The organism is Sutcliffiella horikoshii, assembly GCF_002157855.1.
Classification (GTDB): Bacteria; Bacillota; Bacilli; order Bacillales; family Bacillaceae_I; genus Sutcliffiella_A; species Sutcliffiella_A horikoshii_C.
Window position 1 is genome coordinate 4,038,456 of the sequence record NZ_CP020880.1, and the last position, 21,140, is coordinate 4,059,595.

The following is a 21,140-nucleotide window of genomic DNA, read 5'->3' on the forward strand; positions in this document are numbered from 1 at the left end:
AATAAACAGGGGAAATAGTCAAATAAACCGGAGATGTATACAAAAAAAACTGTCAATTTATCAAGAATCCAAATATTCCCACTAAATAACAGTAAAAAGGCTGCTTAGAGATCACCATCGATCTCCAAACAGCCAGTCATTTATTTTGTTCCGTATAATCTGTCGCCAGCGTCACCTAGACCTGGGACGATGTAGCCTTTTTCGTTCAGCTTTTCATCAAGCGCCGCGATGTAGATGTCTACGTCTGGGTGCGCTTCTTTAAGTAATTCCACACCTTCAGGTGCAGCGATTAAGCACATGAATTTGATGTTTTTCGCGCCACGTTTTTTCAAAGAGTGTATTGCTTCGATTGCAGATCCGCCTGTTGCAAGCATTGGATCTACGACGATGAAGTCGCGCTCTTCCACATCGGAAGGTAATTTTACATAATATTCAACAGGTTGAAGCGTTTCTGGATCGCGATATAAGCCGACATGTCCAACTTTTGCAGCCGGAATCAATTTGAGCATTCCTTCTACCATGCCAAGACCAGCACGTAGGATTGGAACGATTCCTAGCTTTTTCCCTGCTAATACATTTGATTTTGAAACAGAAACTGGTGTTTCCACGTCCACTTCTTCAAGTGGAAGGTCACGGGTAATCTCGAATGCCATTAAACTTGCCACTTCATCAACTAGTTCACGAAACTCTTTCGTACCTGTGTTTTTGTCGCGGATGTATGTAAGTTTGTGCTGAATTAACGGGTGATCAAATACGTACACTTTTGCCATTCGAAATCTCTCCTTTTATCATGTCTAGCCGGCGGTTCTGTATTAGAGTTGTCCGGCTCTCAAATCACACTTCCATTGATTCTACAGAAAAAGCGGGATTGATTCAAGTTATTTTCCACAAAAAAGAGAGGTCTAACCTCAGACCTCTCCTCCGAACACCTTTACCCTAAAGAAGGATACAATTCATATTTTCCAGAAACTGCTTCCACACGCGCTTTTGCTTCTTCCAGTTTCGCTTCGTCTTCATGATTCTTCAATGTGAAGGCAATGATGGACGCAATTTCATCCATATCTTCCAATGAGAAGCCGCGGCTTGTGACAGCTGCTGTACCGATACGGATACCACTTGTTACAAACGGGCTTTCCGGATCGAATGGAATCGTGTTTTTGTTCACTGTGATTCCCACTTCATCCAACACTTTCTCCGCGATTTTCCCTGTGATGGAAAGAGAGCGCACGTCCACAAGTAAAAGATGGTTGTCCGTTCCGTCCGAAACAAGAGAAAGTCCTTCGTTTTTCAACGCTTCCGCCAGACGGTGTGCATTGTCGATGATTTTTTGCGCATAGTCTTTGAAGTTCGGTTGCAATGCTTCACCAAATGCTACAGCTTTAGCTGCGATTACATGCATTAACGGACCGCCTTGAAGGCCAGGGAAAATAGATTTATCAATTTTCTTCGCCCATTCTTCTTTGCAAAGAATCATCCCGCCGCGAGGACCGCGCAATGTTTTATGTGTTGTTGTCGTAACGAAATCTGCGTAAGGTACCGGATTCTGGTGAAGGCCAGCTGCAACAAGACCGGCAATATGCGCCATGTCCACCATCAGGTAAGCTCCCACTTCGTCTGCGATTTCACGGAACTTCGCGAAATCAATGGCGCGAGGGTATGCACTTGCACCAGCAACGATCAACTTCGGCTTGTGCAGTCTTGCTTTTTCTGCAACGTCTTCATAATTGATAGTATGAGAGTCTTTGTCCACTCCATACTCCACAAAATTATATTGAATACCACTAAAGTTAACCGGGCTTCCGTGCGTTAAGTGACCGCCGTGGGAAAGATTCATCCCAAGGACCGTGTCGCCCTGTTCTAGAATGGTAAAATAAACAGCCATATTCGCTTGGGCACCAGAGTGTGGTTGAACATTTGCATGCTCGGCTCCGAAAATTTCCTTCGCACGGTCACGGGCAATGTTCTCCGCTACGTCTACGTGTTCACAACCACCATAGTAGCGACGACCTGGATATCCTTCTGCATATTTATTCGTCAGTACAGATCCTTGAGCCTCCATAACCGCTTCACTCACAAAGTTCTCAGAAGCAATCAACTCGATTTTCGTGCGTTGTCTTGCCAATTCATCCTGGATGGATTGAAACAATTGCTGATCCTGTTGTGCTAATTTCACTTTCGGAATCCCCCTTTAAGTATGAACATCAAATTTTAAATGTTTTGAAAAACAACTACATTCGGCTTTTCAACCATTACCTCCTCCATTTTATCACGATAAATAATAGATAGAAACAGAAAAGGAAGATTGATGGCGCTTACCTTAAAAAACTTTCGTGAAAATAAAAAAAGAACGAAAAGGGGTCAGACCCCCGCAGGATTTTTGTCATCCATGTCGAAGGGGCTGCCCCGAGATTATTTTCCTTATTTCTTACCTTGTTTCTTCCCTTATTTCTGTTGATGGGATTTCGTAGGTTGCTCTGGCGCCGCCGATGAGTTTGGGGCGGGTTTTGGCAATGGTGATGTGGGCGTTGCCGACGGATTTGACGGTGCTGCGCACAGGGACTGCGACGTGTTTGAGGTGCATGCCGATTAGCGTGTCCCCGATATCGATCCCTGCGTCGGCTTTGATGTGTTCGACCATGACCGCATCTTCCATGTGATGAAACGCGTGTGATGCCATAGCGCCGCCTGCATGTCGGACAGGTATAACCGTCACCTCTTCCAATCCACTTCTCCACGCCGTTTCCCGCTCCACTACCAAGGCACGGTTCAAATGTTCACAGCATTGAAACGCAAGCTCGACTCCTGTTCGAACACGGAATTCGTTCAACACCGCAAAAAGCGTTTCCGCGACGCCTTCCGTTCCTGCTGTTCCTATTTTCTCCCCAATCACTTCACTTGTGCTGCAGCCTACAACTAGTAGCTGACCCTTTTTCAAATCTGCCTGATCTTGCAGGTCGTTCAAAACCTGCTGCAACTGTTCTTTCCATTCATTTTGCAACATTATTCGTTTCCCCGCCTTCCTTTAACCAGCTCTTACTTCTCCAACTGATGAATCTTATTCACGCGGTTTTCATGGCGGCCGCCTTCGAATTCAGTGGTCAGCCAGATCTTTGCGATTTCACGGGCAAGTCCAGGTCCGATGACACGTTCCCCCATCGCCAACACATTGCTGTCATTGTGTTCGCGCGTCGCCTTCGCACTGAACATATCGTGCACAAGCGCACAACGAATGCCCTTCACTTTATTCGCCGCAATGGACATGCCAATTCCTGTTCCACAAATTAAAATACCGCGGTCAAACTCACCCTCTGCCACTTTTGTCGCAACCGGCTGTGCATAGTCCGGGTAATCTACGGATGTTTCACATTCACAACCGAAGTCTTCAAACTCTATGTTCAATTCTTTCATTAATCCTTTGATTTCCTCACGGATGTTGATGCCGCCGTGATCTGATGCAATTGCCACTCTCATATTTTCATCCCCTGTTCGAATGATTATTTTATATGTACATCTTACCCGTCTATAGCGAAAAAATCCATCAGGATGTTCGCGCAACTCTATATATGCCCAATAAAAAAAGCCCGGGCAGCTATGTGCCCAAGCTAGTTTTTCATCCGAAAAATCATATTACACCTTAAACCTTGAAATCATCCGCTTCAAGTTGCTCGCCTGACCAGCAAGCTCTTGGGATATTTTCTCAACATCAGCAATCATGCTTGCCTGTTCTTGTGTGGTCGCGGTCACTTCTTCTGCTCCGGCAGATGTTTCTTCCGCAATCGCGGCTACTTCCTGGGACTGTCTTGCCGTCGTTTGGATGCTGTCCATTTGACGGTCCACAAGGGTTGCGATTTGCTTAACGGACGCTGCAACTTCCAACACTGAATTGGTCATTTCCGCAATCACCGTGTTGGTTGCCGACCCTTTTTCCGCTTCGACATTTGCGGCCTTCACCTGACCGGTGATTTGCGTTACCACGTTTTTCACTTCTTCTTGAATGTTTTTAATCAGTTCAGAAATTCCTTGCACCGCTTTGGCACTTTCATCTGCCAAGGAGCGAACCTCTTCGGCCACGACCGCAAATCCGCGTCCATGCTCTCCGGCCCGCGCCGCTTCAATCGAGGCATTTAGCGCTAAAAGGTTCGTCTGGCCAGCAATATCTCCAACAAGCGAGATGATATTTTCCACTTCTTTTGCATTCTTTTCAAGTCGTTCCACCGTCTTTAAGGACGTCTGATTTTCGCCAGCAAGCTTTTGAATTCCAGACACCAACGAATGGATGACCTCCTTACTTTCTTCAAGGTCCTTCACCATTTCTTCGGAAAGCTGTTGGGAAGACGTTGCTTTTTCATGAACCTCATCGGCAATTTTAATGACTTCTTCCACCGATTCTGCCGTATCTTGAATGGAAGCAGCGGAACTCTCTGCACCTCTTGCAATCTCTTCTATTGTAAAAGAGATGTTTTCTGCTTGCTCAGAAGCATGCATGGACACGTCGCTTATTTCTTCCACTTTTTCATTCGTTTTCTCAAACGTTTCGTTTATCGTTTTCACCATGTCGCGCAGGTTATGTAACATGAGGTTGAATGCATCCCCGACCGCACTGATCTCATCGCGTGAATTGGATACCGGTACATCCTCCGACAAATCCCCATTCGCCGCCTTCTGAGCGACTTCTTCCAGCTGTTGCAACGGTTTGGTGATATATTTTGCTGCAAAAAAAGCAAGAATCCCGGACCATACAATTCCAAGAACCAATGTAAGGATCGTAAAGAGGCCAGCCCCCATAAATCCTTCCACATAATCTACTAAAAAATAGATGAAAAAGCCACTGACCGTATACGTGATGACCGCTAAAATCGTTGTGAATAACACGAGCTTGTAGCGTAAGCCAAACTTATATTTCCCGTTTTCCCCCATCGTACTTCCTCCTCCATGCATGGTCCGCACAGAAATCTCTCTTCTTTATCGCAGCCTGCATGAGTGCTATTTTATTTTTTCTACTATCGCCTCTATGACGTTTTGAAGCTCTTCGAATGTCGCGCGATACGTCTCCACCGAGCCACCATACGGATCCATTACTTCTCCACTTTGCTCAGCAAACCCCTTCAAGGTATAGGTTTTCCCCAAGCTGTTAGGGTAGCTGTTTTCCAGCAACATTTTATGCTGTGCCGTCATCGTGAAAATATAATCCGCCCACTCGACCAACTCGTCTGACACCTGGGAAGACTGATGCTCAACTGGCAGTCCCTTTTCCTTTAAGACTTCCCGAGCCTGACTGGAAGCTTCACTGCCCGGCATCGCAAACACACCAGCAGATCTCACCTCTACATCCTTTATATCACGGCCTGCCAAAATTGCAGCAGCCATTGGACTCCTACACGTATTCCCCGTACACACAAATAATACATTCATTCCTGACTCCTCCTTTTTCTTTTATTATAAACGAAAAGAAGACAGAAATAGTCATAGACACTTTGCATAACTTGGTGCATTCGATTCAAAAACTAGTCATAAAGACCCTCTCCCTAGTAATGTCGGCATAACGGGCGACTTTTAAAGAGGAGAAAATAAAAAAGACCCTTAGGAGGCCTTTTCTGTTCACACAAAAAACAACAATTTAATGCCGAACCCGAGCAAGATACTGCCCCCAAGCGCTTCGCTGTATGACCCGAGCCACCCCTGCAGCTTCCTGCCGAAAATTAGCCCCATCCACGTCAACAGCATGCTCACTGCTCCAAAAAGCAAAATGGTTAACAACGTCCGCGCCCCGTAAATCCCAAGGCTCAGCCCCACCGAAAAACTATCCAAACTCACACTCAGTGCAAAAACGAATAACCCCGCCCCGACCGGCGAAATCATTGGCCCGTCCTCTTTTTTAAAAGAAGAAAACATCATCTGCAACCCAAGCATCACAAGGAGCAGCCCACCAATAAGTGTCGCAATCGAACCGAATTCCTGTGACAGCAACTTGCCCACCGCCATTCCACCGAGCGGCATGAAAATATGAAAAACCCCAATCGTAACCCCTATGTAAAAGATCTGCCGCAATCTTAGCTTGATCATGCCCATCCCAAGCCCTACCGAAAAAGCATCCATCCCAAGCGCAATTGCCATCAATAAAAGTGTCATGAATTCCCCAAACGTAATTCCCATGCTCTGCCTCCCCTTAGGACTTGTCTACTTCAAGATATGCACAAGCCTTCGGGAATAGAAGGAAACGACGTAAAAAAGGACCCCAGGTAGTGTCGAGGTCCTTTACATTATTCTTTTATAAATTTATGTCCTGCGGCTTTTTCAAGTCGGTTCATAATCGCCGCACCAACTCCCGTTCTCGGGAACGTTTCGCTGAAAATGACGTCCACATCAGTCGCATTGAAAGTTCGAAGACCGTCGTACAACTTGCTCGCCACAGTTGCGAGGTCATTATTGGTGCCACAGGAAATAGCGGTGATTTCTGTGGTTTGTATTTGGGCTATCGTATTATCCGTTGCGAGAAGCCCTACCTTATGGCCTTTAAGCTGAGCGCCTTTGATCGTTTGCTCCATGAAACTTGCACTTCCTTCCACCAGATACACAGGTGCAATTGGCGCATAATGCGTGTATTTCATCCCTGGCGATTTAGGTTTATGCAGTTCTACTTGCGAAAATAAAGCAGGATCTACGTCTACTTTACCAACCACTTTCTCCAGCTCTTCCTTTGTCACACCGCCCGGACGCAGGATCATCGGTGTCTCTGCCGTGCAATCCACAACCGTAGACTCAAGACCCACTCCCGTTGCACCGCCATCCACAATTCCGGCGATCCTGTGGATTAAATCTTCTTCTACATGCTTCGCCGTTGTCGGACTTGGCTTGCCTGAAAGGTTCGCACTCGGGGCGGCAAGCGGCAATCCCGAAGTTTCTATAAGCGCCCGCGCTACCGCATGGTCAGGCATACGGACTGCAAGCGTTTCTAGTCCTGCCGTCACATATTGTGAGACTCCTTCTTTCTTTGGAAGAACAAGCGTAAGCGGGCCAGGCCAGAAAGCTTCCATCAGTTTATGGGCAGACTCTGGCACGTTATCCACAAGTTCTGTTAGTTGTTCCAACTTCGATATATGCACAATAAGTGGGTTGTCACTAGGACGTCCCTTCGCTTCAAAAATCTTCAATACAGCTTGATCTGACAAGGCATTAGCCCCAAGACCATATACCGTTTCTGTCGGAAAAGCCACCACTTCATTTTCTTTCAACAAACCGGCCGCTTCCATAATCTGTGGATAACTATGTTTTAGTGGTTCTTCCTTATCCACAGCCCAAAATTTCGTATCCATTTACAATCCCTCATTCTACAATCTATTAACATGTGAATATGTAAGCATTTCTCCTGAAAGTATAAATAACTTCCACAAATAACACAAGCCTTATCCACAAACTGTGGATAAAGCCTCACCAAACCGTGGATAACTCTGTGGGTAATGTGGATTTAACACAAAAAAGAGCAAAAAAGGGGTCTGACCCTCACTGCGGTGAAGCGTTAACTCGTTGATAAGGGGTCTGACCCGCTCCGCGTTAATGCGTTACCTCACTGCTAAGGGGGCTAACCCATTAGCTCACACACCATGAGTGTACACCCTTCTTGTTGGGTGATTTCTTGGAAGAAGTCGGATGCGAGCATGGTTTGTGGTGCAGTGTGTATAGGCTGTGGATAAAAGTTGAGCAGTTCGAAAAATTGGATGAAGTTATTTTTGTTGGTAACGAGGTAGAGCTGCTCTAATCCTTTTTTCCGTGCATGCTGTTGAGTATGCTCAAACATTTGCAGCAATTGAAACTGCTTAACGGACGGACCAATTACAAGTGAGCGCAGGAGTCCTGCATTTCCGTACTCTTCTATTCCAATGGTTCCGCAAATCCCCTCATTCTCTTCTTCTAGAATGATGAAATCCTCTATTTTATCTTCTAAATCCCCAATACTGATATTTGCTCTTCTTAAAAATACTTGCAATGCCCAAAGGTCGTCCTGTGTTGCTGAACGCAATACTTTCATTTTCTTCACCTCATCTAGTAGTTTTCTAATACTACTCTATTGAGAGTGATGAAAAAGTAGAACCTTAAGCCGTAATTTTATCCCATAGAGATGATAGAACCTCTACTAGAAAGAATTCCACTTCCACTTCTTCTGGCTCTTCATCCACCAAAAAGTCCTGCGTGTTCTCTTCAGTATCTGTTTTTGCAAACGATGCAGTGACTGCTGCTGTTTCTTCTGTCGTATTCTCTTCCGCTTCTGCTTCCTCTTCCTCAAAAGGACTTGCCGTTGCTTCTCCGTTTGAAAAATCCAAGAAACATAATGGTGGGAACAAGACGCACCACCAGTTCGCTCCAGTGCCTTCTCCAAGTGTGATCAGGATTGCTTCATAATCTCCTGCAGGATAAATGAATTTTCCGTACATTTTTGTCGGGAAATCCACTCTGCCAAAATCTACATTATAAGACTGAACCATTCCTTCCTCTGCCATGACCTCTTCTACGATTTCTTCGATTTGATCCATGTTACCTGTAATCACTTCGCGGGCATTATACATGGAAGTTAACCCTTCCACCCAAACTGTGATCTCTTCATTCACACGATCACGAATCTTTCGCTTTAGTTCCTGATCCTGTTCGCTATCGCTATTTGCTAGAATACGAAGCCTAATCGCCTCATCCGGAATCACCATCGCACCATTCTTCACATTCGCCCCAGCCGTCGCCTGCTCTCCCAAAAGCGAAAGATAAGCCCCTACAAAAAGTAACACTATATATAAAGTAATTTTATTTTTCTTCAACATTTCCCCCAGCTCCCCTCTAGCAAACAGTCTAGGCAAAAAACAAAAATCCTAAACTACTAAAATGCAAAAAAATAGAGTGAGAAATGAAAAAAATTTTAAAAAGGGGGTCAGACCCCAGCAGGAGATTCCCCCCTCACGTCGAAAGCCCGTACGCGTGGAGTGTTTGCGTTGATTTGTCGAAAAATATGGAAAAATATGGGGTCAGACCCCCAAAGGTTTTTCGCCCTCCATGTCGAAACCCCTTCGAAACCTGATGTGCTCACTTTTGGTAGTTTGCTAGTTTTGTGGTTTTGGGTTTGGTCAAAGCGGGTATATGTACAGGACGCGTTACTTTAAGTGATGTAGTTTTTGTGAAAGGGAGATAGGCTCTATGAGATCGTTCACTTGCAATATTGAGGCATTCCGCATTGGGGAAATGAAGAGTGCATTCAATCACATCAGCATTCCTATCGTCTTTGAAATCTTGGTAGGCGGCAGATGGATGACCGGTAAAGTGTTTTACCATCATTATCATCGCACCATTTCTTACGATTCAAATTTGTCCCAGTTAATCAACCTGTGCACCGCGGAAAAGAAAGAAGAAATCCGTCAAGCATTTGTGAAATTTGTGGAAGAAAAAACAAATAGAGGCCTGACACTTGCCAGACCTCACCAGGAAGACGGAGCTATAATGGAAGCGTAGATGAGTTTTTAAAGAATAAAGAACCTTCCATCTTCCATCGGCCGAAAACCAGTACCACCTTGCCCTAATCGACAGAAGCAAGCAAGGTGCAGCTCCCTCTTACTTTAAAAAACATGACGTCACCCGATCAGTGCAAAAACCATGCGATCTTTGCCGTTGATGTCCAATACAACCTCCACCGTACTTTGAGGAAATGTCTTTTCCAGCAACGCTTTTACGTCTTCTCCTTGTCCCATACCTACTTCAAATGCCACAATGGCCCGTTCCTTCAGCACTTTTGGAAGCTCGTCCATAAACCGCTCATAAAATTCCAAACCGGAAATACCGCCAACCAAAGCACGATACGGTTCAAAATCCTTTACCACCGTTGACAGCCCTTCATATTCCTTTTGCGGAATATAAGGAGGATTGGAAACAACCACATCCACTTTGATATCTTGCTCGATGAATGGAAGCAGTAAATCACCTTGGAGAAATGCTACTTCTGCTCCAAGTGCTTCTGCATTATCCATCGCCACTTCCAGCGATTCACCAGCAATATCTGTCGCATGCACGTTGAGTGAGCTATTTTCCAAAGCAAGGGTAATCGCAATCGCGCCGCTGCCTGTCCCAACATCCACGACGCTCAATTTTTCGCCAGCAGCATCAGAAACAGCACCGTAACCAAAGTGCTTTTTCACACGATCCAGCACTCCGACCACCAACTCTTCCGTCTCAGGTCTTGGAATCAACACCTCTTCACTGACAAAAAAACTGCGGCCGTAGAACTCTTCTTTTCCCATCAAGTACTGCACCGGGATTCCGGCCACATGTTTATGCACGTTAAAAATGAAAGAACTTTGCATCTCCATCGGCATCATTTCTTGCATTCTACTAAAAAGTTGAGCTCGATCCAGTTTCATATGGTGCCGCAACAACAATTCTCCCGCATTTTCGTCGCGATCATTCTTTTTTAAAAAAGAAGAAGCCCAGTTCAGGGCTTCGTATACCTTCATGGCCTTCATCATTTTTCCATCTGTTCCATTCTTAGCGCTTGATCTTCCATGATCAAAGCATCAATGACTTCTTGAAGCTTTCCTTGAAGGATCTGGTCAAGTTTTTGAATGGTCAGGCCGATGCGGTGGTCGGTTACACGATTTTGTGGGAAGTTGTACGTACGAATGCGCTCAGAACGGTCACCGGTACCTACCGCCTGCTTACGGTTCGCATCATATTCAGCTTGTACTTCACGTTGGAACTTATCGTACACGCGGGCACGAAGAACTTTCATCGCTTTTTCTTTGTTTTTAATCTGTGACTTTTCATCCTGACAGGAAACTACCGTGTTTGTCGGGATATGTGTTAAACGCACCGCGGACATCGTGGTGTTAACAGATTGTCCACCAGGACCACTAGATGCAAATGTATCCACTCGGATATCCTTGTCATGAATCTCAATTTCAACCTCTTCCGCCTCAGGCAATACTGCTACCGTCGCCGTTGAAGTATGAATGCGTCCGCCTGATTCTGTCTCAGGAACACGCTGTACGCGGTGAGCACCATTTTCAAATTTCAGCTTAGAGTATGCACCCTTACCTGTAATCATGAAAATGATCTCCTTGTAGCCGCCAACCCCTGTAGACGCAGCTTCCATCACTTCTGTTTTCCAGCCTTGTGCCTCGGCATATCGGCTGTACATGCGGTATAGATCGCCTGCAAACAGCGCCGCTTCATCTCCACCCGCAGCTCCGCGGATTTCCATGATAACGTTCTTGTCGTCGTTCGGGTCCTTCGGTAAAAGAAGGATATGTAGACGATCAGCCAAGTTTTCCTGTTGCTCCTCAAGCTCCGAGATCTCTTCTTTTACCATCTCGCGCATATCGGCATCCAATTTATCCTCAAGCATCGCTTTTGCATCATCCAGCTGCTCTTTTACAGCCTTGTATTCACGGTACGCTTCGACAGTCTCCTGCATATCAGACTGCTCTTTGGAGTACTCGCGCAACTTTTTCGTATCGCTGATGACTTCCGGATCACTCAATAGCTCCGTCAATTTCTCGTAACGCATTTCTACTGCCTGCAAACGATCAAACACGTGCATTCACCTCTATAAATGTATACAGAAAAATCTGCAATTATTTTTATATCTACAACATTCTAATTATAGTATAGGTTAGGTGGTGCGTCAAAATCAACATGACGGAAACCAACCCTTACCGCATAAAAGAAAACCCGTCCCGAAAAAATCAGAACGAGCTCATCTTATCTTTCTTTGATTGTCAGTTTAACGTGGTATCGGGGAGTGACCTCTAGGAATTTCTCTTTGAGCTCTCTTTTCACACGCTTCTTTTCTTCTTTGGAAATGCCGCTTGGCGCATAAGCGGTGACTCTCGCCGTATCACCCGTAATGTAGACGGGACCAGGTTTAAGGTCGCTGTTCAACTCAATCACTTCGGCAAATTTATTCTCGTCGTCACCGTAGTCAAGACGGGTTTCTGAGAGATCAAGGAAATTAGGATTTTGGTTGGTGTTGTAGTCCTCTGAGTCGAGGTCTCGTTTATAGAAGCCGTCTTGCTCATCGTTTTTCACACCAATCAATCGTTCTCCGTCAAAATCCTCATCCGCTCCAAAGCGTTGTTCGCCGCTGCATCCGCTAATAAAAAAAGAGCATACCACCAATAACAGGACTGCATGTTTCATGCAAACACCTCCTGTTTCTTAGCGTATCCTCTTTCTTTTTTATCTTACGGACTAAATTTAGGAAATATTTATTTTTTCATTTCTTGCAGCACAGATACTTTGTGAGGAACTTCATGGTGATGACGACAGCGAGGTTCGTATGATTCCGAAGCGCCCACCAAAATTATTGGGTCATCGTAGTTAGCCGGTTCTCCATTGATCAAACGTTGCGTACGGCTTGCAGGGGATCCACAGACAGCACAGACAGCTTGTAGCTTTGTCACGGTTTCAGCGATCGCCAATAGCTCCGGCATTTTCCCGAACGGCTCTCCACGGAAATCCTGATCCAGTCCAGCTACAATCACACAATAGCCTCTGTTCGCCAACTCCTGCACCACTTCTACGATCTGATCGTCGAAAAATTGCACTTCATCGATACCGACTACTTCCGTCTCAGGTTGCACCTTGTCTAAAATCGACTGGGAACTCGGAACAGGCAAGGCAATGATGGAAGTTCCATTGTGGGAAACAACCGCTTCATCACTATAACGATTATCGATGGCTGGCTTAAATACTTGAATTTCCTGTTTGGCAAATTGGGAGCGTCTCATGCGGCGAATCAGCTCTTCAGACTTACCTGAAAACATGCTGCCACAAATCGCTTCCACCCAACCGGAATGCTTCATTACATACATATACGGCCTCTCCTTTTTGATAATTTTACGTATAAAAAGTGCTTAGCAGTCTCGTCCAAAAAACGAATTCTAAGCACTAGTTTATGTAAATAGAAGTAAAAAAACAGGCAAGATATAGGATAACCTGCCTGTTTTACTTTATTACTTAAGGCCGTATTTTTTGTTGAAACGCTCAACACGTCCATCAGCAGCAGCATGCTTCTGACGTCCAGTGTAGAATGGGTGAGAATCAGAAGAGATCTCAACTTTGATTAGAGGGTAAGTAGTACCGTCTTCCCATTCAATAGTTTCGTTTGTTTTCATCGTAGAACCTGTGATGAATTTGAAACTAGTGTTGATGTCCATGAATACAACTTTACGGTAATCCGGATGAATTCCAGCTTTCATTCTTGTCATCTCCTTTTCGCCCTGAGTCTTTCGAAACAGAGTTATCATTCAAATGATACCAGCTATGTTTGGCCGCCATCACTTATCTTAAAAACACACTGATGAAATTATATCAACTTATGGGTTGTTTTGCAACATTACTTTTGGAGTTATATCTAAAGGTATGGCAACCAATGTTTTCCTTAAGAGATGGTCACCACCTTTAACACCTCTGGTGATTTTTGCAATGGGCTTCGCTTTCCGCGGGGCGGTGCTTGAGCCTCCTCGCTGCGCTGTGGGGTCTCAAGTCTACCGCTACCTCCCGCCGGAGTCTTCGCCCTTTGCTCCAATCACCAGCTAGAAATCATCTATCAATCAAAACGCACCCTGATGAAGCATGGGTGCGCGTGATTTTATATGATTAGCGTTTTGCCGTTCCTGCTTTTTGGTCTTCTTCAAGCATTTCGAAGAACTCCTGGTTTGTTTTGGATTGGCGAAGTCTGCGCAATAGTTTTTCTGCAAAATCTGGAGAGTCTGACATCGTTTTGCGGATGGCCCATAGCTTGTCCAGATGGTCTTTCGGGATAAGCAGCTCTTCTTTACGCGTTCCGGAACGACGGATGTCGATTGCTGGGAAGATACGACGTTCTGCAAGTTGACGGTCAAGGTGAAGCTCCATGTTTCCTGTACCTTTGAATTCCTCATAGATGACGTCATCCATACGGGAACCTGTGTCTACAAGAGCCGTTGCAAGGATCGTCAAGCTTCCTCCTTCTTCAATGTTACGCGCAGCACCGAAGAAACGCTTTGGACGGTGGAATGCCGCAGGGTCGATACCACCGGAAAGTGTACGTCCACTTGGCGGGATAACAAGGTTGTATGCACGTGCCAAACGTGTGATGCTGTCCATCAGGATAATAACGTCACGTTTGTGCTCTACAAGACGCAGGGCACGTTCTAGTACTAGCTCTGCCACTTTGATGTGGTTTTCAGGCACCTCGTCAAATGTGGAGCTTACAACGTCACCAGCAACGGAACGCTCGATGTCTGTTACTTCCTCTGGACGCTCGTCAATCAGAAGGACGATTAGCTCAGCTTCTGGATGATTCGTCGTAATGCTGTTGGCAATTTCTTTGATCAGCATCGTTTTACCGGCTTTTGGTGGCGCAACAATAAGTCCACGCTGACCGAAACCTACCGGCGCAATCAAATCCATGATGCGCGTGGAAAGGCCTTTCGGCGTTGTTTCTAGCACAATTTGACGATCTGGATATAAAGGAGTCAATGCCGGGAAATGGACACGCTCTTTTGCAGATTCCGGGTCGTCTCCGTTGACTGCTTCCACGTGCAGCAGCCCATAGTAACGCTCATTTTCTTTTGGAGGGCGCACTTTACCCGATACCTTGTCCCCGTTTCTTAAATCAAAACGACGGATTTGGGATGCGGATATATAAATATCCTCTGAACTTGGGGAATAATTGATCGGACGCAAGAAACCAAAGCCTTCCGATTGGATGACCTCCAGTACCCCTTCCATAAACAATAGACCATCTTTTTCAGCCTGTGCTTTTAAAATAGCAAAAATAAGTTCTTTTTTCGTTAGTTTACTGTAGTAAGATACTTTATGTTGACGGGCAAATTCATATAGTTCTTTTAATTTTAAAGTTTCTAAGTGAGAAATAGTTAAATCCATAAAAAGAAAACACCACTCTATTCGTTTTAATTGTTTGATACGATTATGATCCAAGGATAAATGTTTGTTTGTCTTCCAACACTGATTCAAGCCGAATTAAGTTCGAAGGATGGGAAATATTCTAATAGTCGCTGCACTTTTTAAAGGAAAATGAAATGGAAGTGAGGACGTTTCCCTCGTGTTTGTGGGATAAACTCTCCTTATGAAGAAATTGTAGAAGAATCGCTAGGAAGATATAAGGTAGATTTTGCATAAATACTCGTAGTATTGTTTATTTTACCCACAAAATGGTCTTTTAAGCAACTATTTTCTGTAGACAAGCTTTGAGTATTGCGTTTATTTTCTGGGGAATATTCTTGTATTTCCCCTATTTGTGTCGAATGGGACTTGTTGTCTATTATAATATTCGGTAGGCGTGCGGGTTTTTTGACGTTGTAATATAGGAAAACCGTAAATGGGAAGGATCCATTTACGGTTTTTTTAGGGATTGCGTTGACTCCCAGTTGATTTTCATTCCGGGTGCTTGTGACTGATTTAATATGTTGTTTAGACACCGCTGTAGATTTCCGCAAATGGCTTCGCTTTCCTAGGGGCGCTGCTGGAGCCTCCTCGGCTACGCCTGCGGGGTCTCCACCTAGCACTATCTCCCTCAGGAGTCTTCGCCTTTTGCTCCAATCCACAGCTAGATATTCACTAAGCACATGATATATTAGTTTTTTAGTGGCCGCCTGCGGGGTCTCAAGCCACCGTTACCTCCCCGCTGGAGTCTCACACCTTGCACTTCAATCGACTGGGGAAATCTCATTCACTTACTTTATTTAAGGCTTGAATACTAGGTTTGGTTTTTTCTTGATGTTGTGTTGGCCGTCGATGAAGCGGACGGTGCCCGATTTTGCACGCATGACAACGGAGTGGGTGGTAGCGTTGGTACCTTTGAATTGCACACCTCGCAGCAGTTCGCCGTCTGTTACTCCTGTTGCGGCGAAAATGGCGTCGTCTCCACGCACAAGGTCTTCCATTCTTAGTACGGCATCGATGTCTTCGATGCCCATTTTGCGGCAGCGGATTAGTTCTTCTTCATTTTGTGGAAGGAGTTTTCCCTGAATCTCTCCTCCAAGGCATTTCAGTGCGACTGCAGCGATTACGCCTTCTGGTGCCCCGCCGGAACCGAACAGGATGTCGACACCTGTGTGGTCAAAGGCTGTGTTGATGGCTGCGGCTACGTCTCCGTCATCAATTAGTTTGATACGGGCACCCGCTTCACGCAATTCTGCAATGATTTTTTCATGGCGCGGTCTGTTCAAAATAACTGCCACCACGTCTTCGATCTCTTTGTTTTTTGCTTCCGCCACGGCTCTCAGGTTGTCTGTGACAGATGCATTTATGTCAATCTTCCCTACTGCTGCAGGTCCGACAGCTATTTTATCCATGTACATGTCCGGAGCATGAAGCAGGTTTCCGTGGTCGGCAATAGCAAGTACGGCAAGTGCGTTCCAGCCTCCTGATGCAACGATGCTTGTCCCTTCAAGTGGATCAACTGCAACGTCCACGCGAGGTCCGTATCCTGTGCCAAGCTTTTCACCGATATATAGCATAGGCGCTTCGTCCATTTCCCCTTCTCCGATGACAACTGTCCCTTTCATCGGAACCGTATCAAATACATCACGCATGGCGGAAGTAGCCGCTCCGTCCGCGCTGTCTTTATCTCCGCGTCCCATCCAGCGTGCTGAGGATAAAGCCGCCGCTTCTGTTACTCGAATCAATTCCATGGATAAACTTCTTTCCATTCCTTCCACTCCCTTTGCATTCTATGAATCTAGTTATTTTTTATGGTAGGCCACCTGGCTGTCTGTGCAACCCGAGGCATTGTGCTATACTTTTCGTTAATAGTATATCACATTTGCCGGGATTTGAAAGCGGTATCTACAAAAAAGAAGGAACCCGCTATTTTCAGCGAATTCCTTCTTTTTTATTATGAGTTTTGCATTTGTTCGATTTCTTCTTGTGTCAGCTTCTCACGCCAGATCGTGGCACCTAGTCCTTCTAGCTTTTCTTCTAGATGACTGTAGCCGCGGTCGATGTGTTCAAGGCCTGTAACCTCAGTCAAGCCGTCAGCAAGTAGGCCAGCGATGACAAGTGCTGCTCCTGCACGGAGGTCACTTGCTCTAACCTTGGCACCTTGTAGCTGAACAGGCCCGTTGATGATGGCGGAACGGCCTTCTACTTTGATTTGTCCGTTCATGCGACGCAGTTCATCGACGTGCTTGAAGCGGGCGGAATAGATGGTGTCTGTTACGATGCTCGTACCTTGTGCCTTTGTTAAAAGGGTCGTCATCGGCTGCTGAAGATCGGTCGGGAACCCAGGATGAACAAGGGTTTTCACGTCGACAGCTTTCAGTTTTTCGCCAGGAACGACAAGTACTTGATCTTGGTCATTGTTGATATCGATGCGTACGCCCATTTCACGAAGCTTTGCGATAAGCGGCTCCAAGTGGGTCGGAATGACATTGTCGATGATCATTTCGCCGCCTGCTGCAGCAGCCATGATCATGTATGTACCTGCTTCGATTCGGTCAGGAATGATAGTGTGTTTGCACCCATGAAGGCTCTCCACGCCATCGATACGGATCACATCTGTACCCGCACCTTTGATTTTCGCACCCATGCTGCTTAGTAGTGTTGCTACATCGATGATTTCCGGCTCTTTTGCCGCGTTTTCGATGATTGTTCTACCTTTCGCTTTCACTGCAGCAAGCATGATGTTAATCGTTGCGCCGACACTTACCACATCAAGGTAAATGCGTGCCCCTCTTAGTTCTTCTGCTCGCAGGTAGATAGCGCCTTGCTCATTTGTTACCTCTGCTCCAAGCGCTTCAAAGCCTTTGATGTGCTGATCGATAGGTCTTGGTCCTAAATGACAGCCACCAGGTAATCCTACTACTGCTTTTTTGAAACGTCCAAGCATTGCTCCCATTAGATAATAAGAAGCACGCAATTTCTTCACTTTTCCGCTTGGAAGTGGCATGGCGATCATTTTGGAAGGATCAACGGTTAGGTCTTCCCCCTCAAGCGATACGCTGCCGCCAATTTCCTCCAGCAGGCTGCTTAATATTTCTACATCTGATATTTGCGGTAGCCCTTCAATCGTGACGGGTGAGTCCGCTAGAATGGTTGCAGGGATCAAGGCCACTGCACTATTTTTCGCTCCACTTACGCGTACGGTTCCATTTAATTGATTACCACCAAGGATTTTTAACTTTTCCATATAGTTCTCCCTTCAAGGCGAGGTTGGTTTCCAAAAGTGCTATTGTCTATTATACACAATTATTACCAATCGTAAAAATTTTCGTTACCTATTAGTTTACACGAAAATTTTCTTTTCATATATGAAAATGCATGAAACTTTATCAAATCGTAATATTTGATACCATACGACTATATTCGACACGGTACTTTTGTCGAAAAATAGGTGAAATTAACAAAAACCCCCTGCTTATTTTTTAGCAGAGGGTAAATGTTAGCATATTTTATTCATCGTTGCTCTCCGTTCCAGGCGCTTCGCTTTCCACGGGCGGTCCGTGAGCCTCCTCACAACGCTTCAGGGGTCTCACCTGTCCCTTCTTCCCGCAGGAGTCTGCGCACCTTTCACTGCGAACAACTAGGTTATAGGTTATTGTTTGCGGTTATTCCAGTCAGCTAGGAATTTTTCGATTCCTTGGTCTGTTAATGGGTGGTGGAAAAGTTGCATGAGCACTTTGTAAGGAACGGTCGCGATGTGTGCTCCGTTTAGCGCTGCATCGGTAATGTGCATAGGGTGGCGGATGGATGCCGCGATGATTTCTGTCGGGATATCATGAACGGTGAAAATGTCTGCAATGGTCGCGACTAAATCCATTCCATTTTGCCCGATATCATCAAGACGTCCTAGAAAAGGAGATACGTATGTAGCTCCTGCTCTTGCTGCCATCAATGCTTGATTGGCGTTGAAAATTAGCGTCACATTTGTTTTGATGTTAAGGTCGCTGAATGCTTTTACCGCCTTCAACCCGTCTGGAGTCATTGGCACTTTCACGGTAATGTTTGGCGCAATTGCCGCGAGCGCTTTCCCCTCTTCGATCATGCCATCTGCGTCAAGTGCAATTACTTCGGCACTGACGGAGCCTTCTACAAATGAAGTGATCTCGCGTAGGCGGTCTTCGAATGAGATGTTTTCTTTTGCCACAAGGCTTGGGTTTGTCGTAACTCCTGCAAGTAATCCTAACGCGTGTGCTTCTTTAATTTCTTCTAGGTTTGCTGTGTCGATGAAAAATTTCATGTCATTCTCTCCCTTGTTTGTATAATGTTTACGCTTTCATATAAAAATGAAACAAAACCGCCGGTAATGGCGGTTCTGCATATCGTTGCCTTGTTGTTGGTTGAAATATCTTGTTTGTTTAAGCTATTTTATTACGCTTTGTTGGAAGATCCAAATTCGCGCATTTTGCCTTTTACTGTATCTTTGATTGCGTCGCGAGCAGGTCCTAGGTATTTACGAGGATCGTACTCTTCTGTTTTGGCAGCAAGTGTTTCACGAACTGCTTTTGCAGATGCAATTTGATTTTCTGTGTTAACATTGATTTTCGCTGTTCCAAAAGAGATTGCTTTTTGGATGTCATGCGTAGGAATTCCAGTTCCGCCGTGTAATACTAGAGGAACGCCAGCACGGTTGTTGATGTCTTCCATCTCTTTGAAGCCAAGGTTCGGTTCGCCTTTGTAAGGACCGTGTACGGAACCTAAAGCTGGAGCTAGGCAATCAATACCTGTGCGTTTTACAAGCTCTTCACACTCTTGTGGATCTGCATAGATTACGCCATCAGCGATAACGTCGTCTTCTTGTCCACCTACTACACCAAGCTCTGCCTCAACAGATACTCCGTGGAAGTGTGCTAATTCTACAACTTTAGAAGTTGTTTCAATGTTCTCCTCAAATGGATGGTGAGAAGCATCGATCATTACAGAAGTAAATCCAGCGTGGATCGCTTTTGCACAAGACTCATAGCTAGAACCGTGGTCTAAGTGAATCGCTACAGGTACAGTTACACCGTACTCTTCCATTAACGCTTTTACTAATGCTACGATTGTTTTGAAGCCACCCATATAACGAGCCGCACCTTCAGAAACTCCAAGGATAACTGGTGAATTCTCCTCTTGTGCTGCTTGTAGAATTGCTTGTGTGAACTCTAGGTTGTTCAGGTTGAACTGACCTACTGCATAGCCTTCTGCATTTGCTTTTTTCAGCATTTCTGTCATGGAAACTAAAGGCATAATAACATCCTCCTTCGTATTATATTCACTCCGAAAAGTTTTTCCCGTTCTTACAAGGCGGTAAACACTTAGGCTCGTCCCATTGATTAAGGATTTCGCGGTACGTGCACCTTTTGTAAAAAATTTCACCCATATCAAAACTAGCTTGACCAATCGGGAAACCAGTTATGTATATTGGGTAAAAAAGTGCAAAAACTTGTCGGATGATTTTTATCCAGTACTTAGCATATCAACTATGTAGAAAAACGGCAACTGCTGAAGTATGCCGTTTTTCAATGTAAGCGATAACACTTTAAATGTTTTAATATTCAGTTACAAAATTGACGAATTTACACCGATTGGCGCGGCATATTTTTACGGACCGCATCTCTTATTTCATCAATATCGAATGGTTTGGCAAAGTGCGTGATTGCTCCAAGGTCTTTCGATTCCTGGATCATATCCAACTCACCGTAAGCTGTCATAATGATTACTTGGATATCAGAATTAATTGCTTTTAGCCTCTTTAAAATCTCAATTCCGTCCATACCGGGGATCTTCATGTCTAACAATACTAAGTCCGGTGAATGCTTTTCTACGATATCTAATGCTTGGTACCCGTTTGCTGCCTGAAACGTCTGATAGCCTTCTTTTTGAAATACTTCATTCAACAAAATCCGTATCCCATACTGGTCATCCACAATCAGTAATTTTTGACCCACCATTACACCCCACCTCTAAAAATAATCAATCCGTTTCCATCCACCCACCTATTTCTACTATAATAGTCTTATTTCCTCCTTTTTCGACCGGGAAATTTTTTGATGAAGGAAGGAAATAAAAAAATTTCGTGAAGGGGTCAGACCCCTGCAGGACTTTCCCCCTTGATGTAGAAGGCTCCGGCCTACTTGGCGGATGTCGGATTATGTAGGAAAAACGCGAACGAAAAGGGGTCA

23 protein-coding genes are annotated in these 21,140 nt (G+C 45.1%); 1 reads left to right on the forward strand and 22 read right to left on the reverse strand.

Annotation, left to right across the window (positions count from 1 at the left end):
* Positions 1-140 precede the first annotated feature (140 nt).
* The 10 genes from upp to spoIIR form a co-directional block, all read right to left on the reverse strand.
* Positions 141-770: a uracil phosphoribosyltransferase gene (gene upp / locus B4U37_RS20435; protein ID WP_088019738.1), complete on the reverse strand. Its 630-nt coding sequence runs from the start codon at positions 768-770 to the stop codon at positions 141-143.
* Positions 771-931: 161 nt separating this feature from the next.
* A complete protein-coding gene (locus tag B4U37_RS20440) occupies positions 932-2,173 on the reverse strand; it encodes a serine hydroxymethyltransferase (RefSeq protein WP_088019739.1) in 1,242 nt (413 codons plus the stop codon).
* A gap of 252 nt (positions 2,174-2,425) precedes the next feature.
* The gene (locus tag B4U37_RS20445; protein ID WP_088019740.1) at positions 2,426-3,001 is read right to left on the reverse strand and encodes a TIGR01440 family protein; all 576 of its coding nucleotides are present in this window, start codon (positions 2,999-3,001) and stop codon (positions 2,426-2,428) included.
* A gap of 32 nt (positions 3,002-3,033) precedes the next feature.
* Positions 3,034-3,471 carry a ribose 5-phosphate isomerase B gene (gene rpiB / locus B4U37_RS20450; RefSeq protein ID WP_010200406.1) on the reverse strand — a complete coding sequence of 146 codons (438 nt, stop codon included), beginning with the start codon at positions 3,469-3,471 and terminating at the stop codon, positions 3,034-3,036.
* A 156-nt stretch (positions 3,472-3,627) separates the two neighbouring features.
* Entirely contained in the window at positions 3,628-4,917 is a 1,290-nt protein-coding gene (locus B4U37_RS20455) for a methyl-accepting chemotaxis protein (protein ID WP_088019741.1), read from the reverse strand.
* 66 nt (positions 4,918-4,983) lie between these two features.
* Entirely contained in the window at positions 4,984-5,412 is a 429-nt protein-coding gene (locus tag B4U37_RS20460) for a low molecular weight protein arginine phosphatase (RefSeq protein WP_088019742.1), read from the reverse strand.
* A gap of 186 nt (positions 5,413-5,598) precedes the next feature.
* Complete coding sequence (locus B4U37_RS20465; protein ID WP_088019743.1) at positions 5,599-6,153, reverse strand: manganese efflux pump MntP; 555 nt, start codon at positions 6,151-6,153, stop codon at positions 5,599-5,601.
* A 107-nt stretch (positions 6,154-6,260) separates the two neighbouring features.
* A complete protein-coding gene (locus B4U37_RS20470) occupies positions 6,261-7,313 on the reverse strand; it encodes an L-threonylcarbamoyladenylate synthase (RefSeq protein ID WP_088019744.1) in 1,053 nt (350 codons plus the stop codon).
* Between the two features lie 266 nt (positions 7,314-7,579).
* A complete protein-coding gene (locus B4U37_RS20475) occupies positions 7,580-8,026 on the reverse strand; it encodes a GNAT family N-acetyltransferase (RefSeq protein ID WP_088019745.1) in 447 nt (148 codons plus the stop codon).
* Positions 8,027-8,090: 64 nt separating this feature from the next.
* A complete protein-coding gene (gene spoIIR, locus B4U37_RS20480) occupies positions 8,091-8,807 on the reverse strand; it encodes a stage II sporulation protein R (RefSeq protein ID WP_088019746.1) in 717 nt (238 codons plus the stop codon).
* 370 nt (positions 8,808-9,177) lie between these two features.
* Between spoIIR and B4U37_RS20485 the strand changes: the two genes are divergently transcribed.
* Positions 9,178-9,489, forward strand: coding sequence for a hypothetical protein (locus B4U37_RS20485; protein WP_088019748.1), 312 nt, complete (start codon positions 9,178-9,180; stop codon positions 9,487-9,489).
* Positions 9,490-9,608: 119 nt separating this feature from the next.
* On the opposite strand, the gene prmC is transcribed toward B4U37_RS20485, so the two are convergent.
* From prmC to B4U37_RS20545, 12 genes are all read right to left on the reverse strand, one after another.
* A complete protein-coding gene (gene prmC / locus B4U37_RS20490; protein ID WP_088020383.1) occupies positions 9,609-10,484 on the reverse strand; it encodes a peptide chain release factor N(5)-glutamine methyltransferase in 876 nt (291 codons plus the stop codon).
* A gap of 8 nt (positions 10,485-10,492) precedes the next feature.
* On the reverse strand, positions 10,493-11,563 hold the full coding sequence (gene prfA, locus B4U37_RS20495; protein ID WP_198317056.1) for a peptide chain release factor 1: 1,071 nt from the start codon (positions 11,561-11,563) through the stop codon (positions 10,493-10,495).
* A 167-nt stretch (positions 11,564-11,730) separates the two neighbouring features.
* Positions 11,731-12,168 (reverse strand): hypothetical protein, encoded by a 438-nt coding sequence (locus B4U37_RS20500; protein ID WP_088019752.1) that lies wholly within the window; start codon positions 12,166-12,168, stop codon positions 11,731-11,733.
* Between the two features lie 68 nt (positions 12,169-12,236).
* Positions 12,237-12,842, reverse strand: a complete 606-nt coding sequence (locus B4U37_RS20505; protein WP_088019754.1) for a thymidine kinase — start codon at positions 12,840-12,842, stop codon at positions 12,237-12,239.
* A 141-nt stretch (positions 12,843-12,983) separates the two neighbouring features.
* On the reverse strand, positions 12,984-13,229 hold the full coding sequence (locus B4U37_RS20510) for a type B 50S ribosomal protein L31 (RefSeq protein ID WP_010200435.1): 246 nt from the start codon (positions 13,227-13,229) through the stop codon (positions 12,984-12,986).
* A 400-nt stretch (positions 13,230-13,629) separates the two neighbouring features.
* The gene (gene rho / locus B4U37_RS20515; RefSeq protein WP_088019756.1) at positions 13,630-14,901 is read right to left on the reverse strand and encodes a transcription termination factor Rho; all 1,272 of its coding nucleotides are present in this window, start codon (positions 14,899-14,901) and stop codon (positions 13,630-13,632) included.
* Between the two features lie 200 nt (positions 14,902-15,101).
* Positions 15,102-15,455, reverse strand: coding sequence for a hypothetical protein (locus B4U37_RS20520; protein WP_198317057.1), 354 nt, complete (start codon positions 15,453-15,455; stop codon positions 15,102-15,104).
* A gap of 264 nt (positions 15,456-15,719) precedes the next feature.
* Positions 15,720-16,688: a class II fructose-bisphosphatase gene (glpX, locus tag B4U37_RS20525; RefSeq protein WP_064099590.1), complete on the reverse strand. Its 969-nt coding sequence runs from the start codon at positions 16,686-16,688 to the stop codon at positions 15,720-15,722.
* Positions 16,689-16,873: 185 nt separating this feature from the next.
* Entirely contained in the window at positions 16,874-18,166 is a 1,293-nt protein-coding gene (locus B4U37_RS20530) for a UDP-N-acetylglucosamine 1-carboxyvinyltransferase (RefSeq protein WP_088019760.1), read from the reverse strand.
* A gap of 405 nt (positions 18,167-18,571) precedes the next feature.
* Positions 18,572-19,216 carry a fructose-6-phosphate aldolase gene (gene fsa / locus B4U37_RS20535; protein ID WP_088019762.1) on the reverse strand — a complete coding sequence of 215 codons (645 nt, stop codon included), beginning with the start codon at positions 19,214-19,216 and terminating at the stop codon, positions 18,572-18,574.
* 131 nt (positions 19,217-19,347) lie between these two features.
* Positions 19,348-20,205, reverse strand: a complete 858-nt coding sequence (locus B4U37_RS20540) for a class II fructose-bisphosphate aldolase (RefSeq protein WP_064099593.1) — start codon at positions 20,203-20,205, stop codon at positions 19,348-19,350.
* Positions 20,206-20,534: 329 nt separating this feature from the next.
* Complete coding sequence (locus B4U37_RS20545; RefSeq protein ID WP_010197444.1) at positions 20,535-20,909, reverse strand: response regulator; 375 nt, start codon at positions 20,907-20,909, stop codon at positions 20,535-20,537.
* Between the last annotated feature and the right edge of the window lie 231 nt (positions 20,910-21,140).

Bases quoted from the DNA above. Each gene is read 5' to 3' on its own strand.
- upp (WP_088019738.1), bottom strand. From the start codon at position 770: ATGGCAAAAGTGTACGTATTTGATCACCCGTTAATTCAGCACAAACTT.
- B4U37_RS20445 (WP_088019740.1), bottom strand. From the start codon at position 3,001: ATGTTGCAAAATGAATGGAAAGAACAGTTGCAGCAGGTTTTGAACGAC.
- rpiB (WP_010200406.1), bottom strand. From the start codon at position 3,471: ATGAGAGTGGCAATTGCATCAGATCACGGCGGCATCAACATCCGTGAG.
- B4U37_RS20455 (WP_088019741.1), bottom strand. From the start codon at position 4,917: ATGGGGGAAAACGGGAAATATAAGTTTGGCTTACGCTACAAGCTCGTG.
- B4U37_RS20460 (WP_088019742.1), bottom strand. From the start codon at position 5,412: ATGAATGTATTATTTGTGTGTACGGGGAATACGTGTAGGAGTCCAATG.
- B4U37_RS20465 (WP_088019743.1), bottom strand. From the start codon at position 6,153: ATGGGAATTACGTTTGGGGAATTCATGACACTTTTATTGATGGCAATT.
- B4U37_RS20470 (WP_088019744.1), bottom strand. From the start codon at position 7,313: ATGGATACGAAATTTTGGGCTGTGGATAAGGAAGAACCACTAAAACAT.
- B4U37_RS20475 (WP_088019745.1), bottom strand. From the start codon at position 8,026: ATGAAAGTATTGCGTTCAGCAACACAGGACGACCTTTGGGCATTGCAA.
- spoIIR (WP_088019746.1), bottom strand. From the start codon at position 8,807: ATGTTGAAGAAAAATAAAATTACTTTATATATAGTGTTACTTTTTGTA.
- B4U37_RS20485 (WP_088019748.1), top strand. From the start codon at position 9,178: ATGAGATCGTTCACTTGCAATATTGAGGCATTCCGCATTGGGGAAATG.
- prmC (WP_088020383.1), bottom strand. From the start codon at position 10,484: ATGAAGGTATACGAAGCCCTGAACTGGGCTTCTTCTTTTTTAAAAAAG.
- B4U37_RS20500 (WP_088019752.1), bottom strand. From the start codon at position 12,168: ATGAAACATGCAGTCCTGTTATTGGTGGTATGCTCTTTTTTTATTAGC.
- B4U37_RS20505 (WP_088019754.1), bottom strand. From the start codon at position 12,842: ATGTATGTAATGAAGCATTCCGGTTGGGTGGAAGCGATTTGTGGCAGC.
- B4U37_RS20510 (WP_010200435.1), bottom strand. From the start codon at position 13,229: ATGAAAGCTGGAATTCATCCGGATTACCGTAAAGTTGTATTCATGGAC.
- rho (WP_088019756.1), bottom strand. From the start codon at position 14,901: ATGGATTTAACTATTTCTCACTTAGAAACTTTAAAATTAAAAGAACTA.
- glpX (WP_064099590.1), bottom strand. From the start codon at position 16,688: ATGGAAAGAAGTTTATCCATGGAATTGATTCGAGTAACAGAAGCGGCG.
- B4U37_RS20530 (WP_088019760.1), bottom strand. From the start codon at position 18,166: ATGGAAAAGTTAAAAATCCTTGGTGGTAATCAATTAAATGGAACCGTA.
- fsa (WP_088019762.1), bottom strand. From the start codon at position 19,216: ATGAAATTTTTCATCGACACAGCAAACCTAGAAGAAATTAAAGAAGCA.
- B4U37_RS20540 (WP_064099593.1), bottom strand. From the start codon at position 20,205: ATGCCTTTAGTTTCCATGACAGAAATGCTGAAAAAAGCAAATGCAGAA.
- B4U37_RS20545 (WP_010197444.1), bottom strand. From the start codon at position 20,909: ATGGTGGGTCAAAAATTACTGATTGTGGATGACCAGTATGGGATACGG.